Annotated in this window: 15 protein-coding genes, 1 other RNA gene and 1 pseudogene; 2 read left to right on the top strand and 15 right to left on the bottom strand. The window is 70.5% G+C overall.

Features of this window, described 5'->3' with window-relative positions:
• Positions 1-97 precede the first annotated feature (97 nt).
• From LGR69_RS08855 to LGR69_RS08870, 4 genes are all read right to left on the bottom strand, one after another.
• On the bottom strand, positions 98-421 hold the full coding sequence (locus LGR69_RS08855; protein ID WP_007561429.1) for a YbaB/EbfC family nucleoid-associated protein: 324 nt from the start codon (positions 419-421) through the stop codon (positions 98-100).
• Positions 422-501: 80 nt separating this feature from the next.
• Positions 502-2391, bottom strand: coding sequence for a DNA polymerase III subunit gamma/tau (locus tag LGR69_RS08860; RefSeq protein ID WP_230365804.1), 1890 nt, complete (start codon positions 2389-2391; stop codon positions 502-504).
• Positions 2392-2427: 36 nt separating this feature from the next.
• An RNA gene (gene ffs / locus LGR69_RS08865) (signal recognition particle sRNA small type) lies at positions 2428-2526 on the bottom strand.
• A gap of 41 nt (positions 2527-2567) precedes the next feature.
• Positions 2568-2828: a PepSY domain-containing protein gene (locus LGR69_RS08870; RefSeq protein WP_007561433.1), complete on the bottom strand. Its 261-nt coding sequence runs from the start codon at positions 2826-2828 to the stop codon at positions 2568-2570.
• Positions 2829-2986: 158 nt separating this feature from the next.
• Here LGR69_RS08870 and LGR69_RS08875 point away from each other — a divergent pair.
• Both LGR69_RS08875 and LGR69_RS08880 read left to right on the top strand, forming a co-directional pair.
• Positions 2987-3634 (top strand): annotated as a pseudogene (locus LGR69_RS08875) (magnesium chelatase domain-containing protein); the annotation flags it as partial.
• A 50-nt stretch (positions 3635-3684) separates the two neighbouring features.
• The gene (locus LGR69_RS08880; RefSeq protein WP_307354624.1) at positions 3685-5457 is read left to right on the top strand and encodes a recombinase family protein; all 1773 of its coding nucleotides are present in this window, start codon (positions 3685-3687) and stop codon (positions 5455-5457) included.
• A 326-nt stretch (positions 5458-5783) separates the two neighbouring features.
• Here LGR69_RS08880 and LGR69_RS08885 read toward each other — a convergent pair whose 3' ends face one another.
• From LGR69_RS08885 to LGR69_RS08935, 11 genes are all read right to left on the bottom strand, one after another.
• Complete coding sequence (locus LGR69_RS08885; protein ID WP_230365806.1) at positions 5784-7457, bottom strand: hypothetical protein; 1674 nt, start codon at positions 7455-7457, stop codon at positions 5784-5786.
• A 116-nt stretch (positions 7458-7573) separates the two neighbouring features.
• Positions 7574-8260, bottom strand: coding sequence for a hypothetical protein (locus tag LGR69_RS08890; protein ID WP_230365807.1), 687 nt, complete (start codon positions 8258-8260; stop codon positions 7574-7576).
• A gap of 238 nt (positions 8261-8498) precedes the next feature.
• Entirely contained in the window at positions 8499-10568 is a 2070-nt protein-coding gene (locus tag LGR69_RS08895) for a recombinase family protein (RefSeq protein WP_230365808.1), read from the bottom strand.
• A gap of 152 nt (positions 10569-10720) precedes the next feature.
• Positions 10721-11551: a recombinase family protein gene (locus tag LGR69_RS08900; protein WP_230365809.1), complete on the bottom strand. Its 831-nt coding sequence runs from the start codon at positions 11549-11551 to the stop codon at positions 10721-10723.
• Positions 11552-11876: 325 nt separating this feature from the next.
• Positions 11877-12140 carry a hypothetical protein gene (locus LGR69_RS08905; RefSeq protein WP_230365810.1) on the bottom strand — a complete coding sequence of 88 codons (264 nt, stop codon included), beginning with the start codon at positions 12138-12140 and terminating at the stop codon, positions 11877-11879.
• A gap of 93 nt (positions 12141-12233) precedes the next feature.
• On the bottom strand, positions 12234-12482 hold the full coding sequence (locus LGR69_RS08910; RefSeq protein ID WP_230365811.1) for a hypothetical protein: 249 nt from the start codon (positions 12480-12482) through the stop codon (positions 12234-12236).
• Positions 12469-14457 (bottom strand): AAA family ATPase, encoded by a 1989-nt coding sequence (locus tag LGR69_RS08915; protein WP_230365812.1) that lies wholly within the window; start codon positions 14455-14457, stop codon positions 12469-12471. Before LGR69_RS08915 ends, LGR69_RS08910 begins: the two co-directional genes overlap by 14 nt.
• A 155-nt stretch (positions 14458-14612) precedes the next feature.
• On the bottom strand, positions 14613-14882 hold the full coding sequence (locus LGR69_RS08920; protein ID WP_230365813.1) for a hypothetical protein: 270 nt from the start codon (positions 14880-14882) through the stop codon (positions 14613-14615).
• A gap of 542 nt (positions 14883-15424) precedes the next feature.
• Complete coding sequence (locus tag LGR69_RS08925; RefSeq protein ID WP_230365814.1) at positions 15425-15889, bottom strand: Mov34/MPN/PAD-1 family protein; 465 nt, start codon at positions 15887-15889, stop codon at positions 15425-15427.
• A complete protein-coding gene (locus LGR69_RS08930) occupies positions 15870-17591 on the bottom strand; it encodes a ThiF family adenylyltransferase (protein ID WP_230365815.1) in 1722 nt (573 codons plus the stop codon). The genes LGR69_RS08925 and LGR69_RS08930 overlap by 20 nt, the downstream gene beginning before the upstream one ends.
• Positions 17588-18775: a ComEC/Rec2 family competence protein gene (locus LGR69_RS08935; RefSeq protein ID WP_230365816.1), complete on the bottom strand. Its 1188-nt coding sequence runs from the start codon at positions 18773-18775 to the stop codon at positions 17588-17590. Before LGR69_RS08935 ends, LGR69_RS08930 begins: the two co-directional genes overlap by 4 nt.
• Between the last annotated feature and the right edge of the window lie 70 nt (positions 18776-18845).

Raw genomic sequence — 18845 nt, forward strand, 5'->3', positions numbered from 1 at the left:
CTCGCCCTCATCCTGAGGTGCCCGCGCCAACGAACCTCGAAGGACGAGGGGAGAGATTCAGGGCGCCGTCGCCCCGAACCCGTGTTCCGGGCCGCCCCTAGAACGGCAGCTTCATGCCGGGCGGCAGGGGCAAGCCCTTGGTCAGCTCGGCCATGCGCTCCTGCATGGTCGCCTCGGCCTTGCCGCGGGCGTCGTTGCAGGCGGCGACGATCAGGTCCTCGAGGATCTCGCGCTCGTCGGCGACCATCAGGGACGGATCGATGCTGACGCCCTTCATCTGGCCCTTGGCGCTCATGGTGACGCGCACGGAGCCGCCGCCGGAGGCGCCGGTCACCTCGATCTCGTCGAGCTCGGCCTGCAGGGAGCCCATCTTCTCCTGCATGGCCTGAGCCTGCTTCATGATGCCCATCAGGTCGCGCATGCAGCTCTCTCTCGTCGCGTGAAGATCAGTCTAGGTGGGGATGATGGCGGCGCGCCGCCAAGTGCGGCCGTGCCCGCTCCTCAGAAGTCGTCGTCCGGGACCTCGTCCGCCGGCATCGGGTCGCCGTCGCCCGTGATCGCCGGATCGGCGGTCGGCGGCGGCGCGGTCTCGCGGACATCGACGATCTCGGCACCGGGGAAGCGCGTCAGCACCTCGCGCACGAACGGGTCGGCGGCGGCGTTCTCGCGGCGGGTCTCGGTGGCGGCCTTGACGGTGGCATCGAGGGTCGGCGCGCCCTCTTCCTTGGAGACCGAGACGACCCAGCGCTGCCCGGTCCAGCGCAGGATCGCGGCGGCGATATCGGTGGCCAGGCTCGACCGGCCGCCCTGGGCGAGGCGGAACTCGATCTGCCCCTCCGCGAAGCGCACGAGGTGGACGTCCCGTTCCAGAGCGGTCTTCAGAAGGATGTCGCGGTTGGCGTCCGCGAGCGCGACCAAGTCCTCGAAGCGGGCGAGCCGTGGCGCGGGCGGTGCGGCCGGCCGCTCCGCCGGGGCGACCATCGCGATCGGGGCCGGGGCCGACATCGCCACCGGTGCCGCCGCGGCGGAAGCCATGGGCGCGCCGACCGGCATCGGCCGCGGTGCGACGGCCGCCGCCGCACTCGGGCCGCCGCCGCGCAGGTCGGGGATCGGCGGCAGGGGCGGACGGCCGGAGGTGGCCGGGGCCTCCTCGACGGGCGCCGCCGCGGCCTCGGCCTTCAGCTGGCGCAGGGCCTCGTCGGGGGTGGGCAGGTCGGCCGCGTAGGCGAGGCGGACGATCGCCATCTCGGCCGCCGCTAGCGGACGCGGGGCAGCTTGGACCTCGGGAATCGCCTTCAGCAGGATCTGCCAGGCCCGCGACAGGGCACGGATCGAGAGTTTTTCCGCGAACTGGCCGCCGCGGACCCGCTCGGTCTCGCTGAGCGTCGGGTCGGAGGCGGTCTCGGGCACGACCTTCAGGCGGGTCACGAGATGGGTGAAGGCCGCGAGGTCGGACAGCACCACCGACGGGTCGGCGCCGGAATCGTACTGCGCCCGCAACTCGGCGAAGGCTGCCGGCACGGCGCCGCGCATCACCGCCTCGAACAGGTCGAGGATCCGCACCCGGTCGGCGAGCCCGAGCATGTCGCGCACGCTCTGGGCCGTGACCGCACCGGCCCCGTGGGCGATGGCCTGGTCGAGCAGCGAGAGCGCGTCGCGCACGGAGCCCTCGGCGGCGCGCACGATGGCGCCCAAGGCCTCGTCCTCGGCCTCGACTTTCTCGGCCGCGCAGACCTTGGCGAGATGGGCATGCAGGACCGGCGCCTCGACCCGGCGCAGGTCGAAGCGCTGGCAGCGCGACAGGATCGTCACCGGGACCTTGCGGATCTCGGTGGTCGCGAACACGAACTTGGCGTGGGGGGGCGGCTCCTCGAGCGTCTTCAGGAAGGCGTTGAACGCCTTCTCGGAGAGCATGTGGACCTCGTCCACGATGTAGACCTTGTAGCGCGCGGAGACCGGCCCGTAGCGGATGCCGTCGATGATCGCGCGCACGTCGTCGATGCCGGTATGCGAGGCGGCATCCATCTCCAGCACGTCCATGTGCCGGGATTCCATGATTGCCGCGCAGTGCAAACCGAGTTCCGGCATCGACACGGTCGGGCCGGTATCGGGGATTCCGGCCCGGGCATAGTTGAGGCCGCGGGCGAGGATGCGGGCGGTGGTGGTCTTGCCGACCCCGCGCACGCCGGTCAGCATCCAGGCCTGGGGAATGCGGTTGGCCGAGAACCCGTTGGCCAGGGTCCGCACCATGGCGTCCTGGCCGATCAGGTCGCCGAAATTGGTCGGGCGGTATTTCCGCGCGAGCACCCGGTAGGGCGTCGCCGCGCTGGCGGGGCTTGCGAACCCGGGCAGGCCCGGCTCGTCGTCAGGCGTGCCGGTCGAAGCGTCCATGCCGTGTCGGGTCGGGCTTCCGAGCGCCAGGAGATAAGGTGGGAGGCTGGACGAAGACCCGCTCGGTCTCGTTAGGGCTGCTTCCTTCCGGACCTGACCCGGTTGGCGAGTGAAACGTCCCTCGCCAACCCCCCGCCGGCTATATGGCCGGGCTCTTAGCCGAACGCAAGCGCCGGCTACTCGGCCTCGCGCTTGACCACAGCCAGGGTCTTCGGATCGAGCTTCAGGTCGAACTGCTTGCCGTTGGCGTCGATCGCGTCGTCGACCTCGATCATGCCGTCGTCGAGCTCGATCTCCTTCCACTTGGTGAAGCCCTCCTGGCGGAGCATGGCCTCGACCTTGGCCTGCTGGTCGGGCGGGAGCTTCTCGTCGGCCCGGGCGACGCTGGTGAGGCCGGCGGCCAGGGTGAGGGCGAGCAGGGGGGCGGCGAGGCGCATCGAAGTCTCCGTGTCTCGATTGTGTGCCGGCTTTGAACAGCGGGACGGCGCCGGGGTTCCCCGCGAACCGCGATCCTCTTGAGCCCGCTTCGATTTTCCAGCACAGCTAAGGTTGCCCGCCGCGCCGCGCCGGCACCGGGGCTCAGGACTGCCGACCTATGGTCACACGCGTCGCCACCGTGGCGTTCGAGGGGATCGAGGCCCGGTCCGTGGACGTGCAGGTCCAGATCATCCCGGGCAACGTCGTGTTCAACGTGGTCGGCCTGCCCGACAAGGCGGTGGCCGAATCGCGCGAGCGGGTGCGCGGCGCCTTGATCGCCTCCGGGCTGGCGCTGCCGGCCAAGCGCATCACCGTCAACCTCGCCCCGGCCGACCTGCCCAAGGAGGGCTCGCATTACGATCTCCCGATCGCGCTCGGCGTCATGGCGGCGATCGGGGCGATCCCGGCCGACGCCCTCGGCGGCTATTGCGTGCTCGGCGAGCTGGCGCTCGACGGCAGCATCACGGCGGTGAACGGCGTGCTGCCGGCCGCGATCGCGGCCGGAGCCCGCGGCCTCGGGCTGATCTGCCCGGCCGCCACCGGGTCCGAAGCGGCCTGGGCCGGGGGCGACCTCGACGTGCTCGCGCCGCGCTCACTGATCCAGCTCGCCAACCACTTCAAGGGCAGCCAGGTCATGGCCCGGCCGGAGCCCTCGGTGGCCGGCCTGGCGGGGCCGCTGCCGGACCTCTCCGACATCAAGGGCCAGGAGGGGGCCAAGCGCGCCCTGGAGATCGCGGCGGCCGGCGGGCATAACCTTCTTATGTCGTGGCACACCAGGTTGACCCGAGAAAAACCTGGGCCCTACGGTTGGGCATCATGCCCAAGGCCTACAGCTACATTCGGTTCTCGCGCCCCGAGCAGATGCGCGGCGACAGCCTGCGCAGGCAGGTCGCCAAGGCGAACGCGTGGGCGGAGAAGCGCGGCCTCGTCATCGACGAGACACTGAAGGACCTCGGCGTAAGCGCCTTCCGGGGCGCCAACCGCATCAAGGGGGCGCTCGGGGTCTTCCATTCGCTCGTCGAGAAGGGCGAGGTCCCTCGGGGGTCCTACCTCATCATCGAGAGCCTGGACAGGTTCAGTCGCAAGGCCGCGCGCGAGGTGCTGCCCGACTTCCTAGGCCTCATCAACGAGGGCATCATCGTCGTCACGTTGATCGATAAGCAGGAATACAGCGCCAAGCGCATCGACGACGAGCCGATGGCGCTGTTCGGGTCGCTGATGGTGATGCAGCGCGCCCACGAGGAGAGCAAGACGAAGGCGGAGCGCCTCTCGGAAGCCTGGACCGAGAAGCGCAGTCAGGCGGCCGGATCGGGGCGCGTGATGACGGCCCGGGTCCCAGCCTGGCTCCGGGTCGTCGAGGCTGACGGCCGGCGCAGGATGGAGTTCCGGCCGGCGACAGCGGACTGCCCGGACGGACGTGAACTCGTTCGCCGAATCTTCACCGAGGCGATTCGCGGTTATGGGCGGCGTACCATCGCCACCCGCCTGAACGACGCCAAGATCCCTCCGCTGCAAGGCGGCAAGGAGTGGCACCCCTCGTACATCCTGAAGGTGCTGCAGTCCCGAGCGGCCTACAGCGAGCATCAGTCCTACCGCTTCGACGAGGCGGGCAAGCGCGTGCCGACCGGGGAGCCGATCAGGGATTACTATCCGGCCGCCGTGACCGAAGCCGAGTTCATCAGGGCGAACGGCGCCCGGGAAAACAGGAAGCCGGCTGCCGGCGGGCGCGGCCCGACCGGGGTCGTCAACCTGATGCGGGGGATCGCCTACTGCTCGTGCGGCAACCGCATGGCCCGGGTCTGCAAGGGCGATCCGAAGAAGGGTGCGCCCTACCTCGTCTGCGCGGACGCTAAGCGGGGCACCTGCGAGAACACGCGGCGTTGGCCGGTCGCCTGGGCGGAGGACAGGCTTCTCGGGACGACGGCGCGCATCGACGTCGGAAAGGTCCTGGCGACGGCCAATGCGACGGAAGGGCGTCGTTCGGGGCCGACCATTGCCGACCTGGAGGGCAAGGTCGCCGACCTGGGCACCCGCCTCCTCAACATCATGGGTTTGGTAGAGCAGGGCGTCGAGGAGTTCGCTGGTCGCGCCCTCGTCTTGCGGAGAGAGAAGAAGGATGCGGAGGCGGAACTGTCCGCGATGCGCCGGATGGGCGCTCGACGCGCATACGAGCCGTCACCGGAACAGCGCCGGGCCTTGATGGCGGACTTGCGGGCGCGCCTTGCGGCGGCGACGCCCGAGGAACGGGCCGACCTCAGGACCCGCCTCGCGCAGGAGGTTCGCGGCGCGTTCGACCGCGTCACCTTCGACCCTCACAGGATCACCGTGACATACAAGGGAGTCGTTCCGCACGGCCAAGGCGTCACGACGCAGACAGTCACCGTGGCGGTGTTCAGCGACCACCCGGAGGAGATGGCGATGCTCGCGCTGTTCGAGCTGGATGACGACCGCCGGCCGGACAAGCCTGTCTCCGGGGTCGGTAGGTGGCGGGCCGCCAGGCGCCCGGCCAGGGTGGTCGAGCCTAGCCCCGATCCGGAGTGGGAGGTCGACGAGGATGAACCCGTGATGGATGCCCCTCGACCCAGGTGAGAACCAGAGCGAGCCCCGGGGGGATACACGTACCGAGCGGCTTTCGACCTGCATGGTTGTTGTGGCCGGACGGGGCGGGATCACGCTCGGTACATCCCCGTTCAAGCAGTCCCAACTGGCCCCCGACGGTGCTCCGAAGGGCGGGGGGATCGCATGATGTCGTCATCTCGGGACTTCAGGAGATCGGGCAAAGGCAGTGCTGCCGACGGCCCCGTGATCCATGATAAACGTCTGATTTTGTTGATTTATCTTATTTGGGCATTTGTGGTTACAGCCGATGTTTTCCCATGGGAAAACATCGGCTGTAACCACAAGGCTTCTGGAACTCAATCGGCCGGGACCGATCCGGTATCGTGACCCGACATCGCAGGGTTTCCCAGACCGTCGTCGATGAAGTCGCCGTCCTCGGCATGAGGCGATTTGGCCGCGATACGCCGGAGGCCGGATGGCGCCGTCACAGGCAAGCCGTGCCGCGGCCGGGGCCGCCCCTGCGAGGCATCGTACTCCTGGCTCGCAGCCTTGCGGCCCTCCATTTCCTGGAGGCGGTCGGCTTCTGCCGCGGCCGCGATGTCGGAGCGATCATTCTGCCCCCGCTGGATGACCTCGAACTTGAACCCCTCCGCGGCCCAGGCGGTCCGAAACGCGAGGATCACCTTGTCCCCGAGATCGACAGCCCACCGCGCGAGCTCGGGCGTGAGAACCCTGTCGACCCAATGCCCGGGCGCAGGCCTCATCTTGGCGTGATTGCCAAGATGTCCCACCAACCGAAGCTTCGCTCCGGAGCCGAAGATGTCCTCTTCCTTGTCCCCCCGGAAGTGGACGAGGTGATTGCGCAGGTCGAACAACAGGGTGAGTTGGAACCAGGTTTGCTGTTCGATCCATCCAGCCCCGAAAATCGCGTTCGGCAACTGTCCCCACTTCTCAAGAGGGGGCTTCAACTCGCCTTGATGCACTCCCGGGTCCGTGCAGTAATCGGGAAGCTTCACCAATCTCCATTTTTCCCGCTCCGAATTGAAGATGGAATGGATGGCGGCGTTGATGAAGGCTTCAAGGGCGCAGCAGACCTGGAGGACCGCGGCAGACGGCCCGTCGGTGCCCTGCGGATCCGCCTTCGAGACGGCTACCATCGTCCTGGCGGCCTGCATGGCCCGGCACGACCAGTTCGGAAGCGCCACCGCCTGATGGATGCCGTTCGATACGCGGTGCGCGACCCAGTACCGGCCTTCGCCCCCGGCCCCCGGCGGCTCCACCAGCATCTCGACGCCAGGCCGCGCCTCGGACCACCAGGGGCTGCCCGCCGGGCGCGCCGCCGAGGTTTCAACCGGCACGGCGCGGAAGCGGAATTCGTTCAGGGCCGGGCTGTCGGGCCGACCCGCGAGCGCACGGTCATCCCGGCGCGGGTTCCCCTTGCCCCTCTTGGGTCGTCCGTCCCCCGCGTAGGCGGCCGGATCGCCGGCGATACCGCAGACGCAGGGGTCCTCGTGTCGCTTGGCGTGCTCGCCGGCCAGCGGTGCGATGGCCGCGGCTGCCCAGAGCTTGCCGAGGGCGACGAGCACGGACATCGCACCGGCGATGTGCTTGCCGTCCGGCGCTTCGTCACCGAGGAAGTTCGACACGAAGACCAGCTTCTGGACATACGCGTCCGCGGTCGCCCTGTCGCCTTCGTCGAGATGATGCCGGCACAGGGGGGCGTAGTTCTCGATGCAGGCCGCCCACGCCCCGGCCTCGCGGCGCAGTTCCGCGGCCAGGACGTGCAGGCCGGCCGCCTCGGCCCTTCGGCCCTTCTTCCTCGCCGCGACGGCTTCGTTCGTCACGGTCACGGCGCGGGAAAGGAGCGCGTCGCGCTCCGCCGGCGGCAGGCGGTCGGGATCGGGTCCCTTGATCTCCTCGAAGCCCGATGCGGGGAACCACCGGTCCCGCGAGGTTTCCTTGGGATCGGCGGCGGGGAACGGGACGCGCGGCGGCAGCGGCGGCCGCAGCGGCAGGGGTGGCCTCGTCATGAGGTCGCCCCGTCGTGGAAGCCTGGCATCCCGTCGTCCGATCCCGCCGTTGTCACGGGACGGATTAGAGGGCTCACCCCGTTACGAAAGCCTCAAGGCGCCGGTCCGGCACCAGGTCACGGGCTGGCGGGGAAGCCTGCCTCGTCCGCATCGTCGTCCTCGTCGAACCGCGACGTCCACAAGGGAAGGTCGCGGTCCTCCGGGTCGCGCTCGCAGCCAGGCCACTCGACGGGCCTGGGCTCCCGGTAGCCCAGGCCGTCGTTGTCGGTGGGGTCGTACAGGAGGGTGGCGAAGTCATCCTTGAAACCGTGGCAGACGCGGCAACCCAGTCCGTCACCCAGCGTGACCAGGACCTCCCGGTAGGCCTCGACGCTCCCTTCCAGGAGCCGACCGTCGCAGAACGCCTTCCTGACACCCTCGTCGCGGGCGAGCTCCACCTCGATCCAGCCCGCCTTGTCCAGGAAATCGTGGAACCAGGGCATGGGGTTGGCGAGGTCGAAGGAACCGTGGCTGAAATGGAACGAATTCCTCGACCCGCCCCTCCCGAGGTGACGCGCCAGGCCCTCGTTGACGTAGCGTTCCCTCAGGGCCTTGAGCGCCGCGTCGGCGCCCTCGAAGGCCACGACGGCGGCCGCCGTCTCGGGAAGTGCCGCAAGGGCCGTGCCGCCCTTCGCCGAGCCGGCGGCCAGCACGCGTCCGTCCCGGCTCACCCACCCGCGACCGCCCAAGGCCAGGGCCTTCAGGACGGACGGGTCGGTCGCCGGGCCGGAGACCGGCTCGATCCGGCCGCGGGGCTCGGGCATGAAACGCGTGAAACGTTGGTGCGGCGCGGCAGGCTCCGGCGGCTCCATCGGCCAGGACGGGTCCGCCGTGAACCCGACCGGGGGCGAACGACCGCGGTCCTTCGGGTCCGACGCTGCAGGCATAGCCAGAATCCTCCGTCCATCGGAGGATCGTCGGGCGAGCGGTCGAAATGCACAAACGGGACGCCCCGCCCAACCGCGATGCGGTCCCGGAAGCCCCGGCCCCGGGGCGGCGGCCCTACGGCCGTCGGAGCCGCTTGTCCATCAGCCAGCTCCAGTCGACGAAGGCCCGCGACATCTCCGGGACGTCGCCGAACAGGGGCGGGTTCACGTCCGCCAGGGCACCGGCGATTGACGGCCATTCCTTCGACCGCAGCAGGCAGCCGGCCCTGTACCGGGTCTTCAAGTGGCCGCCACCTGCCGCCGCCTCCGATGCGGGGCGCCAGCCGCGACCCGTGAGGATCACGCACATCAAGGCGTCGAGGGTGGGGCGCGGGTCGGCGCCCTGGTGGACGTAGCGGGTGAAGGAGGCGGCGGGCAGCAGCGACCGGACGGCGTCCCACTCCGCGTCCGTCAAGGGCCGCCAGTCCCCGCGTCCCCCGGCCGGGGCGGCGCGATGCACGTGGTGGCCCGCGTTCGTTCGCAGGCAACCCTTGGTCACCGTCCGTGTCACGACGTCGGCGTCGTCGACCAGTCCGATCAGCGAGCCGAACCTCAGCACGACGTCCGCATCGAACCTGCCGCGGGCGCCCGGCCTGACATCGACGCGCGCCACCAACTGCCGGACGGCGGCGGCGAGCCGGAGGCCCGCGTCGTCGCGCGGCCGGAACGGCGCATCGAGGGACAGGCCCAGGATGGCCTCGCGCAGGGCCGTCGTCCGGCCCCGGTCGACCGCGAGCGGGGCCGCCGGCCGGAGGGCGGCCAACTCGGCCTCGGCCACCTGGAGCTCTGCCTCGGCCCTGCCGCGCCACGCCACGACGCGCGGGTTGACACAGCCATCGCCGAACTCCCTGTCCAACGACCTGTCCAGCTTGCGCGTCAGCATCCTGACGCGATGCTCCATCCTGGAGCGCTGGCCGGAATCCCCCGACCCGGCCTTCGCGCGCTCCTCGTTGTAGGATTCCGCGTAGGCCTCCGCGAAGGCCGGGTCGGCGAGCTCCTCGGCGACGGTCTCCAGCACCAGGCCGTCCAGCCCGGTCACGGAATAGGTCCGGGTGTGCGCGCAGGTATCGTAGACGTAGGCCTCCGTGCACTTCCAATACTTGTTCCTGTGCGTGCGGCCCGCGTTCATCCACCGGCCGCATTCGGGGCACGCGACCCGTCCCGAGAGCAGGTACGAGGCCCGCTCCTCCTTCGGCTCGAACGCGTGGGACACCTGGCTGGCCTGGATCGCCCTGACGCGGTCCCAGACCTCCTGCTCGACGATGCGCGCCTCCGGGACCTCGGTGACGATCCATTCGTCGCGCGGACGCACGTGGACCTTCTTGCTGCCGCTGTCCGGGTCCTTCACGGTCTGGGTCCGGTTGTGGAAGAGCAGGCCGATGTAGCGGGCGTTCCGCAGCATGCCCTCGACGCCCTGCGAGGTGATGCGGCCGCCCCTGTGGCTCCTGACGCCCTCCCGGTGCAGCATCCCCGAGATCGCGCGGTACGTCACGCCGTCCGCGCGCATGGCGAAGATCCGCTTGACCACCTCGGAGGTGACCGGGTCCTTCTCGCAGACGCCCGGCTTGCCCGGCACGGCACGGTATCCGAAACAGGGGCCGCTCGGGAAACGTCCCTCGCGCGCCATCTCCCTGATCCCGTACTGCGAGCGCTCGATGAAGTCCTTGCGATACTCGTCGCCCATCATGGCCTGGACGGCGAGGTCGGTCAGGCTCAACGCCCCGCGGCCGGGGACGTGGATCGCGATGCCGAGGCGCTGCAGCGTCTTGAAGACGTTGGCCGCGATGCCGAGGTCGCGCGCCAGACGGTCGACGTGCTCGATCACCAGGATGCCGAACAGTCCCTCCTTCGCATCGCGCAGCATGGCTTCGAGCCCCGCCCGGCCCACGGTGGAGGCACCGCTGCGACCCCTGTCGGCATGGTCGCTGGCGAGCGAGCGGCCGGTCTGCTCGATGTAGGCCAAGCAGACCTCGTGCTGACGCTCGATGCTGGTCTCCTTCTGGCCCAGCGTGCTGTAGCGCTTGTAGACCCCGGCCCTTCGGTCGTCGGGCTTGGAGGGGACGGGACCGGACCTGCGCGGCGTGACCCAGGCGTGGGACACGTGCCGGGCGGCGGCGCGGCCCATGGGGGGATCGTTGTTCGACATGGACAGTGGCCTTCCTGGCCGTCGCCGGCTCGGCGGACGGCACCTCGGCCCGGGGGCCACGAGAGGGTATGGTGGGTGCCCGGAGGGGAGGAGGGCGCCCGGGGGCCCCTCCTCGACCCGGGTCGCGGCCGGTCCCGGTGGGACCGGGGCGGCTAGCGGACGGCGAAGGTCTCCTGCACCGCGTCCCAGTCCGGCCGCGGCACGATGCGCAGGTGCTCGACCGTGGCGTTGATCCACCGGTCGCGGGGACGGCTTTCCCTTCGCCGCCGCCCGGTGGCCGGATCGCGGGCGGTCGCGGTCCGTCCGTACACCGAGACACCGGCGTAGAGGGGATTGCACAGCAGACGGCGCACCGCTTCCCCGCCCCAGCAGCGGTCGGCACGCGGCATCGCGTTCAGGGCGCGGGCGATGCGCGCCAGGGTTTCCCCCTGGAGGCGCAGGGAGAAGGCCCGGCGCACGACCGCGGCCTGCTCCGGCACGACCATGGTCTCCCCCGGCCTCCCGGGGACGGCGGCGTAGCCGTAGCAACGGCCGCCCATGCCGAGGCCGCGCCGGGCGTTCGACTCCTTCGCGCGGAGGGCGCGCCGCCGCGCCGCCTCGCGGTACGACCTCGCCACCATCCCGCACGGGAGTTCGTCGAACCGCACCGGGCTCCCGTCGCTCCTCAGGACCTCGACGCCGCACCGACCGAGATGGCGGAAGATCCGGAACAGGTCCGCCACGTCCCGGGAGAGCCGGGGGTGGTCCTCGACGATCAGCACCCCGAACTCGCCGCGTCCCGCCGCTTCCAGCATGGCCGCCAGCCCGTCGCGGCCGTCGACCGTGCACGCCGCCGCATCGTCGGAGAAGACGGCGGCCAATTCCAGGCCCTGGCTCTCCGCGCCTTCCTCGCAGAGGGCCCGCTGGCGCGGGATGCCCTCGCCGGTGCCGTTCCCGGGATCGCGCAGGTACGCTGCGGCGGTCCGCTTCTTGTTCTCGCTCATGGGATGTCGCTCCAGGTCGGCCGCCGGCGGCTCCGAGGCGCGCGCGGTCGGCCGGCCGGCCCGAGGGCCGGTCAGTGTCGCAGGGATGTTCGGTTTTCGAGGATCGGGCCGGCGTCGGGGTCTTCGCCTCTGGGGCGGACCGGAGGCCTCGGGGCGGCGACGCCGGCCTAGATAAGTTGCAGCCGCGATATGACGGCGAGGATGCTGAAGGGCATCTGCGTGTCCGTTGAACGTTTTTCGCCTCGTCGCGAGGCCCCATCAGGATCCTCGAACGCCCCTTCCGATGCAAGACTAAATCGAGGTGTTTTACTTCTTGTCGATTCAGTCAACGATTCCAGCGCGATGGCCTATGCTTCACGCCACCCTTGATCGCGCCCTCGTTGGAGTCGCGGTCACGATGAAGGTCGATTCCTTGGCCCTCGAACACATCGGGATGGGTTACGAATACTTTTTCGCTATCCCCACAGTCGCTGGTTCTAGCAGTGCCCCATGCGATGCCGCGGGCCATGTCGAGATGGGCCTGGTAGCGGCCTAGCGCCCTGGCCAGGGCGAGCAGGCGGGGGTCGGGGCGGCCTTCTCCGTCGGCCATGGCTTGGTTCTCCTCGGGGCTGGAAGGAAATGCCGACGGGTCGCGACGAGGCCGGCGAGACTTGCGGGGGCGCGGCGGCCGGGAGGGGCCGGCCTACCTTTTCGCCCGCGGACCCGTCCCGTCCGGGCCGGCCGGGAACGGGATCACGTTACCGGCGCCGGGGCGCGGCTTGCGCGGCCGCCGACGGGCGGCGGCCTCCATCTCGGCCACGTCGAGCTCGACGTGCAGCGCCTCGGCCAGCGCCTCGAAATCGGCGCCGGCAAGGACGCGCCGCATCCCGGCGAGCCGCCTCACCACGTCGGCGAGGCGCTCGTCCAGCGCGTCGGGGTCATGCCCGTGCACGGCGGCCTCCCTTGGTCCGGGGCGCGCCGCGGTCCTCGGCGAGCCGGTCGCGGATCACCGCGCCGGTCAGGAGCCGCTCGTCGACGAGGCGGTGTGCGAGACCGTCGATGGCGTCCCGGTGGGCCTGCACGAAGTCCCTGCTGCGGGCGTAAAGCCTGTCGAGGTCGGCGGACACGAGGCGGCGCAGGTCCGGGCAGGCGGCTAGCAGGCGATGCGCGTCGGCGTCGGAAGCCCGGTGCAGCAGCGTGCCGCCGAGGCCAAAGCTGGCGTGGGCGGCCGCGAGCGTCCTGGTCGCCATGCCGAGGTCCGAGCCGGCTGGGCCGCCGGCCCCGGTGGTCGCCTCGCCCCACTCCTCGTCGGCGGCGCGGCCGCACAGGGTCGCCACGACGTAATCCTCGATCTGCGCCCGGGTCATCGTCAGCCGGGTCGCGAGCTTCGTCCGCGTCAGCCCGGCCACCTCGCCGGACTTGACGGTGGTCACGGTCCGGACCTCGCCCACGCCCAGGGCCTCGACCGCACAGGCGTGGGCGATCTCGTGCCGCGCGCAGGCCAGCGCCTCCGCGGGGGTGCGGTCGTCCTCGGGCGCGACCAGCCGCATCAGGTCGGCGATGGCGACGGGCCGGTCGGCGACCCGCGCCGTTCGGCGGGCGGCCTGGGCCCAGGCGGCGGCGTCGGCACCGGTCGCGCCGACGCCGAGCGCGGCCACGCCCGTCAGGTCGGCCCCTGGCAGGACGTCCGGCCCGAGATGGTGGCGGAGGATGTCGGCGAGGCCGGGGACGCTGGGCTTGCGCACGGTGATGACGCGGGACAGGCGGCCCGGCCGGACGAGGGCGGGGTCCAAGTCCTCGACGTGGTTCGTACCCGCGATGACGATGATCTTGCCGTTCTTGCCCGAGGTCGCGCCGTCGAGTTGCAGCAGGACCTGCCCGATGATCGGCTTCCAGAAATCGCGGTTTCGGTTGTCGAGCCGGCCGCGGTTGGGCAGGCCGTCGGCCTCGTCCAGGAAGAGCACGGCCGGGGCGGCGGCCGCGGCGGCCGAGAATACCCGGGACACCTCGCGCACCACGTCGCCGAGGTAGCCCTGCGTCTGCGTGAACCACGACGCCACCGAGGTCTCGATCAGCGGTACGCCCAGGGTCCTGGCGACGGATCTGGCGAGCAGCGTCTTGCCGGTCCCGGGCTCGCCACAGAAAACCGCGTGGCGGGCGATAGCATCGAAATCGATGCGCCCCGCGAGGTAGGCCTGGAAGTCGTCCGCGAGCGCGAGGGTCCAATCCCTGGCCTCGCCCTCCAGCCCCGGCATCTCGTGCAGGAGCGGCGCCTCCGGCAGGTCCGGGTCGACGACGGATCGGGAGCGCGCGGCGGCCTGGAGCCGGGCGAGGCAGGCGGCGGCGGTCGAGCCCGTGCGCAGGGCTGCTACGTAATCGTGGTGGCCGAGGCCGTGGAGCGGCGGCATCGGCCCGGGGTCCTCGCCGGTCACGGCCTGGATCGCGCGGGCGACCTGCCCGGGGGTCGGCTGCGCGAGGTCGAGGCGGACGTCGGCCCCGGCGACCAGGGAGGCGGGCAGGAAGCGCTCCGGGTCCTGGCTGATCCCGCAGACGCGGCCGCCGCGGGCGAGACGGGCCGAGACGCGGTCGCAGCCGACCTCGGGGCGGTCCTGCGTGCGCGAGGCCCCGGTCCTGATCAGCATGTCCGCGAACGTCGTGTGGGACCGCATCGCGGCCGCCACGCTGTCGACCCAGTCGGGCGAGGGCACGCGGACCACCACGGCGGCTCCGTCCGGCGCGGCCAGCGCCAGCCGCTTCCCGGGCGTCAGCGCATCGTGGACGAGGATGCCGGCGAGGGTCTCGACCTCCTCGTAAGGCATGTCGTCCGGGTCGGCCTGCCTGGCGGCGAGGTGGGCGAGGTCGCCGGTGAGGAACTCCTCGGCGGTCGGGTCGTCGCTCGGCGGGGTGGTGGGCTTCGTCCTGGCCATGGTCGTCTCCGCGCGAGGCGACCGGCCGCGTCGCGGCGCCGGGTCAGGCCTCGGGTATGCTGTCGGGGAAGGGGTGCTCGGGGACCGCGCGGGGGCGGCCGCAGCGTTTCGATATGGGGTGCTCGGTCATGGTCGATGCGTCCGGTTGACGGGGATCAGGGCAGGTCGTCGCCGACGTCGTAGGGGTCGCCGCCGGTGCGGCGGGCCCAGGCGGTGACCCGCACGTCGCGGGGCCGCGGGCCGGTCCGCTCGGCGAGCGCGGCGGCGCGGCGCTCGGCCTCCTCCAGCACGGCGGCGCCGAGGGCGACGCGCACCGCGGCCGCCACCGTGACGAGCGAGGCCTCGCCCAGGCTCTCGCGGCAGGCGGCGAGGCGGCGGAAGATGTCGCCGATGACGTGATCGGGGTCGTGGGTGTCGTGTGCCATGTTCGCCTCCGGTCGGAGGCGGCCGCGCGCAAGGGCGCGGTCAGGCCTCTCCGGTCCGTGTGGGGGTGCTGTCGATGCGAGTGGGCCGGCCGATGCGGGCGTTCCGCACGACCGCCGGCCGGACGTCGGCCCCGGGTATGAGGCGGTCGAGGGGAGGCATGGCGGAGGCAATCCTTGCGTGGCGGCCCGGGAGAAAGCCTGGGCGGCATGTATCGGCGCCGAGGCGCCCGCGGAACCTTGCAGCTCGGTTAACGCCGGTCAACGACGGCCCGCCGCTTTAAGTAGAAAAGCCTGGGCCCCTGTGGATCCCGGGCAGGACCGGGCGCGCGCGACGAAGTCCGGGGAACCCTGGGCGTCGTGGGGCGAGCCACTCGGCGGCTATCGCGCCATGCGTAGCGTTCGGCGTACCCGTTACACCGTCGTCGAGCATTCAGGCATCGCCACCGAGGGAGTCTGCACGCATCTCCGATCCCGCCGGGGAAGCACTCGGCATTTCCGTGGCCACCATCCGCCGGTAGCGGCGTACCGGTGATCGACGGCGGTTAACGCTCGCGCTTCACCACGATGGGAGAGATGCCGCCATCCGGGGTGAAGACGCTGGCGCCGATGTCGAGGCGGCGGAAGGGCCGGTGGCGGAGGATCAGAAGGCAGGCGAACGTCGCGCCGACGCGCCCGTCGGCCAAGATATCCCGCATTGCGCAGATATCATCCTGGCTGGGTCGGGTCGGGAAAGACGGATGGGAGTGCCATTCGCCGAGATAGTTGAAGCGTCGATAATCGTGGCCGGTTCGCTCGTGGAAGCCCCGGATGGCCTTCCCATGGTGTTCCGGGTCACGGACGAAGCGGGCGGGACTTCCGCCGTCGCGCTGGAGGCTCGCTTCCAGGACCCTGAACTCATCCCCGCCCAGGGCTTCGCCCAGGAGGACGCCGCCGATTTCTCGCTGGCCGGCCTGCTTGAGCTCCCGACGCCACGCGGCGGAGACCGCCTTAGGCAGCAGGATCTTCATGGGTGTCCTTGGCGAAGAGGCCCGTGAAGATCTCCACGGCCTCGGCCCGGTCCTGGTCCGATTGAACCTCCGGACCGCCGGCTTCCGGAACAGGAACATCGAGCGGATAGGCCTCGAACGGGGCCGCGAAGATCCAGCCGGCCCTCAGCGCGACGGTGTAGATCGGGTGCGGGAAGGCGTTCCCACCGGTCAAGGCGTCGATGGCGAAGCGGGCGGCATGGTTGGCGATGACACCGACCTCGGCATCGTCGGCGACGAGGACCTTTCCGCCTTCCGCTTCGGTGGCATAAGCCCCCGCTTCGGTGCCCAACCAAGGCGCATTGAGCGATCCGCACCAATCGAGGTAGGCGCTGCGCATGTCCTGTGGCGGCGCGTCGAGGCCGGGTCGGTATCGGGCGACCATTCCACCTATCCCTCCCTCGAACGCCTCAAGCCAGACCATCGGTCGTCCGGCACGCCTGGCAACCGCCGAGACGATGTTGAAGGCATTGGCGTCCGCGGTCGCATCCACGATCAGGTCGCATTGCGACAGCGCCTCAAGAGCCGTGTCGACGCTGCCGCTCGCTTCCTGTCCCCCGAGGCGTAGCGCACGCGCACTCACGGTCACCTCGGGGTTGATCAGTCGCAGACGCGCGGCGACCGCATGGACCTTGTGGGCGCCAACGGCGCGCCAATCCAGATCATTCCGGACCAGGTTGCCGCGAAGGAGGACATCGTCGTCCACGAGAACGAACCGCCCGATCCCGGACCGGGCTAGGCTGGCAGCGACCTTGGAGCCCGCTGAGCCGCAACCAACCACGGCGACCGCCTTCGCCGCCATATCCGGTTGGATCGACCCGATCCGCTCCGACCCACCGTCGCCTGCATGGACCGGCACCACCGGTGTCAGGTGGGCATGCGTCGGTAACCAGCGCCACGCCATCCGAAGCCCGGAGCCGCCCAGGACGAGGGCAAACTCCGCGCCTTCCGGATTCGCGTCCGTGTGCGCGCAGAGCCGCGCCCATTCCCGCGGCAACTCGGCGTTCGTGAAATCGAGTTCCGTATCGGCCGTGACGGTCCCGGGTTGCAGCATCACGACCCCGGTCGCTTGGTGACCGTCCTGCGGGAAGCCGGGCTGGAGCCAGCGGCCATCGGGCGTGTCCACCGCATCGATCCGCGCAACGACCGTCGAACCCTGGAATTGAAACCGCATGGTCGCCGCCATCCGCGTTCCCGGGGCGGCCTGACGCAACAGGTCGACGAGCGCATCGGAATACACGTGCCGGTAGTCGGCCGCTCTGAGACGTTGACCTTGCGTGAGTTCGTGCGCAGCCGGCAGGCGCGCCGCGCCGCCCTCGGTGGTTGCCTCGGCGGACAGGAGAGCCTGCGCACTGCGGATCATGTCGGCGGCGGTGAGCTCGGGCCTCCAGTTGTCGGTCCGGTATTCCAGGCACAGCGACCCGCCCGACCATTGGTGGTCCGAGAGCCTAAGGTTCGGGTCCCTGGGAACCACGTCGGGGCAGGTGTCCGGATAGAGCCGCGGATACCGCAGTTCCAAGTCGACCTTCGCATCGCCGACGGCCACCGTGAAGCGCAGGACCAGACGGGCGCCGTCGCCGATGCCGAAGCCGAAGTCGTCGAGCCAGTCAACCGACGATGCCAAGGCGGTGACCGCCCGGCGCTCGGCGACCAGGCGGTTCGGTCTCTCGAAGAACCAAATCAAGCGAAGCCCGCCGGTTTGACAGGGGCTACGGGATGGTTGGGAAACGCGAACCCGGCCGGCGCCACCGCCGCAGGCCGCAGGAGACCGCCCGGACGGGACACGGCCTCCGTCAGGGGGGAGACGAACCGGCAGCCCTGCTCGTCGATGACCAACTTGCACGGCTGCGGGTCCCGCGGCGGCGAATGGTCCGTCGTGACCTCGAACCGCCCGCCACGGGCGCGGACGATTTCCTTGTAGTAGGCGGCGGCCTGCCGGTGGGGCGGTTGGACGTCGTGGTCGTTGGACGGGATGCTACGGCTCGTCGAGACCATGATGCAGCCCGGCATGGCGCAGCTCTCGAAGAGGAAACCCACCTCCGGTACGGGAACCGTCCGCGTCACGCCCTTATCGGCGACGTTGAGCGCCGTGTACGAGCAGTGATGGGGGACCTTGCAGACGTCCCAGACCAGCCGTTCGACCTTGCCGTGGCGCCGGGTGGTACGAACGATGAGGCGCAGGGTCTCCGAGTCGATGTCGGACGCGAACAGGACGCGCCGCGGCTCTCCTCCTTCGAGGAACGTCGCATGCAGCACGACGCTGTCCTGGTTGCGGTCGACGATCTGGTCGTTCTCGTCCTGCCGCCAGCCGAACGGGCAGTGCACGAAGAACTCGACCCGCTCCGGCCCGGACAGGCTGTAGCCCGGGACGGTCTCCCCCGCGTTGACGATCAGGTGGTCGCGTTGGGCCGGCGTCAGAGCGTGCTTCGCCAGGAAGCCCGCGAGCGCTTCCGGCCGCGAGAAAACCCGCACGCCATAACCGTGGCGCAGGCGAAAACGCGCTTCGTCCTGGATGACCTGCGCGAAGTCCGGGAGGTCGTCCTCCAGGATCGCTGCGGCAGGGACCCAGAGTTCACCGATGATGGCGCGGCCCGGTCCCTGCAACGCGGGCGAGTGGTCGAAGTGGAAGAAGTCCGCGGCGCCGTAGACGTGGTCGCGGTCGAGGTGGGTGAAAAGCACGGCTTCATATCCGCGGCGACCGGAACTGCGCAGCCCCGCCCTGAGGGCCGTGGCCAGATCGATCCTCCGGTCGTCGCGCGCCGCCGTCCACTCGTTCCCGAAATCGATGAGAACCTGGCGCCCGTCGGCCAGTTCGACGAGCGTTCCGTCGGCGTCGCCGAGAGGATGAAACGTCAGGACAGCAGTCATATATCACCCTCCACCGGAGCGATCTGGGTACCTTGGGAACAGAAGTGCAACAAGTGGCGAACGGTTTCCG

Source organism: Methylobacterium brachiatum (assembly GCF_020523825.1).
Taxonomy (GTDB): Bacteria; Pseudomonadota; Alphaproteobacteria; order Rhizobiales; family Beijerinckiaceae; genus Methylobacterium; species Methylobacterium brachiatum.

What these genes read in the sequence shown, in the direction of transcription:
- LGR69_RS08855 (WP_007561429.1), bottom strand. Translation starts at nt 421, where the DNA reads ATGCGCGACCTGATGGGCATCATGAAGCAGGCTCAGGCCATGCAGGAG.
- LGR69_RS08920 (WP_230365813.1), bottom strand. Translation starts at nt 14,882, where the DNA reads ATGGCACACGACACCCACGACCCCGATCACGTCATCGGCGACATCTTC.
- LGR69_RS08895 (WP_230365808.1), bottom strand. Translation starts at nt 10,568, where the DNA reads ATGTCGAACAACGATCCCCCCATGGGCCGCGCCGCCGCCCGGCACGTG.
- LGR69_RS08900 (WP_230365809.1), bottom strand. Translation starts at nt 11,551, where the DNA reads ATGAGCGAGAACAAGAAGCGGACCGCCGCAGCGTACCTGCGCGATCCC.
- LGR69_RS08860 (WP_230365804.1), bottom strand. Translation starts at nt 2,391, where the DNA reads ATGGACGCTTCGACCGGCACGCCTGACGACGAGCCGGGCCTGCCCGGG.
- LGR69_RS08885 (WP_230365806.1), bottom strand. Translation starts at nt 7,457, where the DNA reads ATGACGAGGCCACCCCTGCCGCTGCGGCCGCCGCTGCCGCCGCGCGTC.
- LGR69_RS08915 (WP_230365812.1), bottom strand. Translation starts at nt 14,457, where the DNA reads ATGGCCAGGACGAAGCCCACCACCCCGCCGAGCGACGACCCGACCGCC.
- LGR69_RS08870 (WP_007561433.1), bottom strand. Translation starts at nt 2,828, where the DNA reads ATGCGCCTCGCCGCCCCCCTGCTCGCCCTCACCCTGGCCGCCGGCCTC.
- LGR69_RS08880 (WP_307354624.1), top strand. Translation starts at nt 3,685, where the DNA reads ATGCCCAAGGCCTACAGCTACATTCGGTTCTCGCGCCCCGAGCAGATG.
- LGR69_RS08905 (WP_230365810.1), bottom strand. Translation starts at nt 12,140, where the DNA reads ATGGCCGACGGAGAAGGCCGCCCCGACCCCCGCCTGCTCGCCCTGGCC.
- LGR69_RS08935 (WP_230365816.1), bottom strand. Translation starts at nt 18,775, where the DNA reads ATGACTGCTGTCCTGACGTTTCATCCTCTCGGCGACGCCGACGGAACG.
- LGR69_RS08925 (WP_230365814.1), bottom strand. Translation starts at nt 15,889, where the DNA reads ATGAAGATCCTGCTGCCTAAGGCGGTCTCCGCCGCGTGGCGTCGGGAG.
- LGR69_RS08890 (WP_230365807.1), bottom strand. Translation starts at nt 8,260, where the DNA reads ATGCCCGAGCCCCGCGGCCGGATCGAGCCGGTCTCCGGCCCGGCGACC.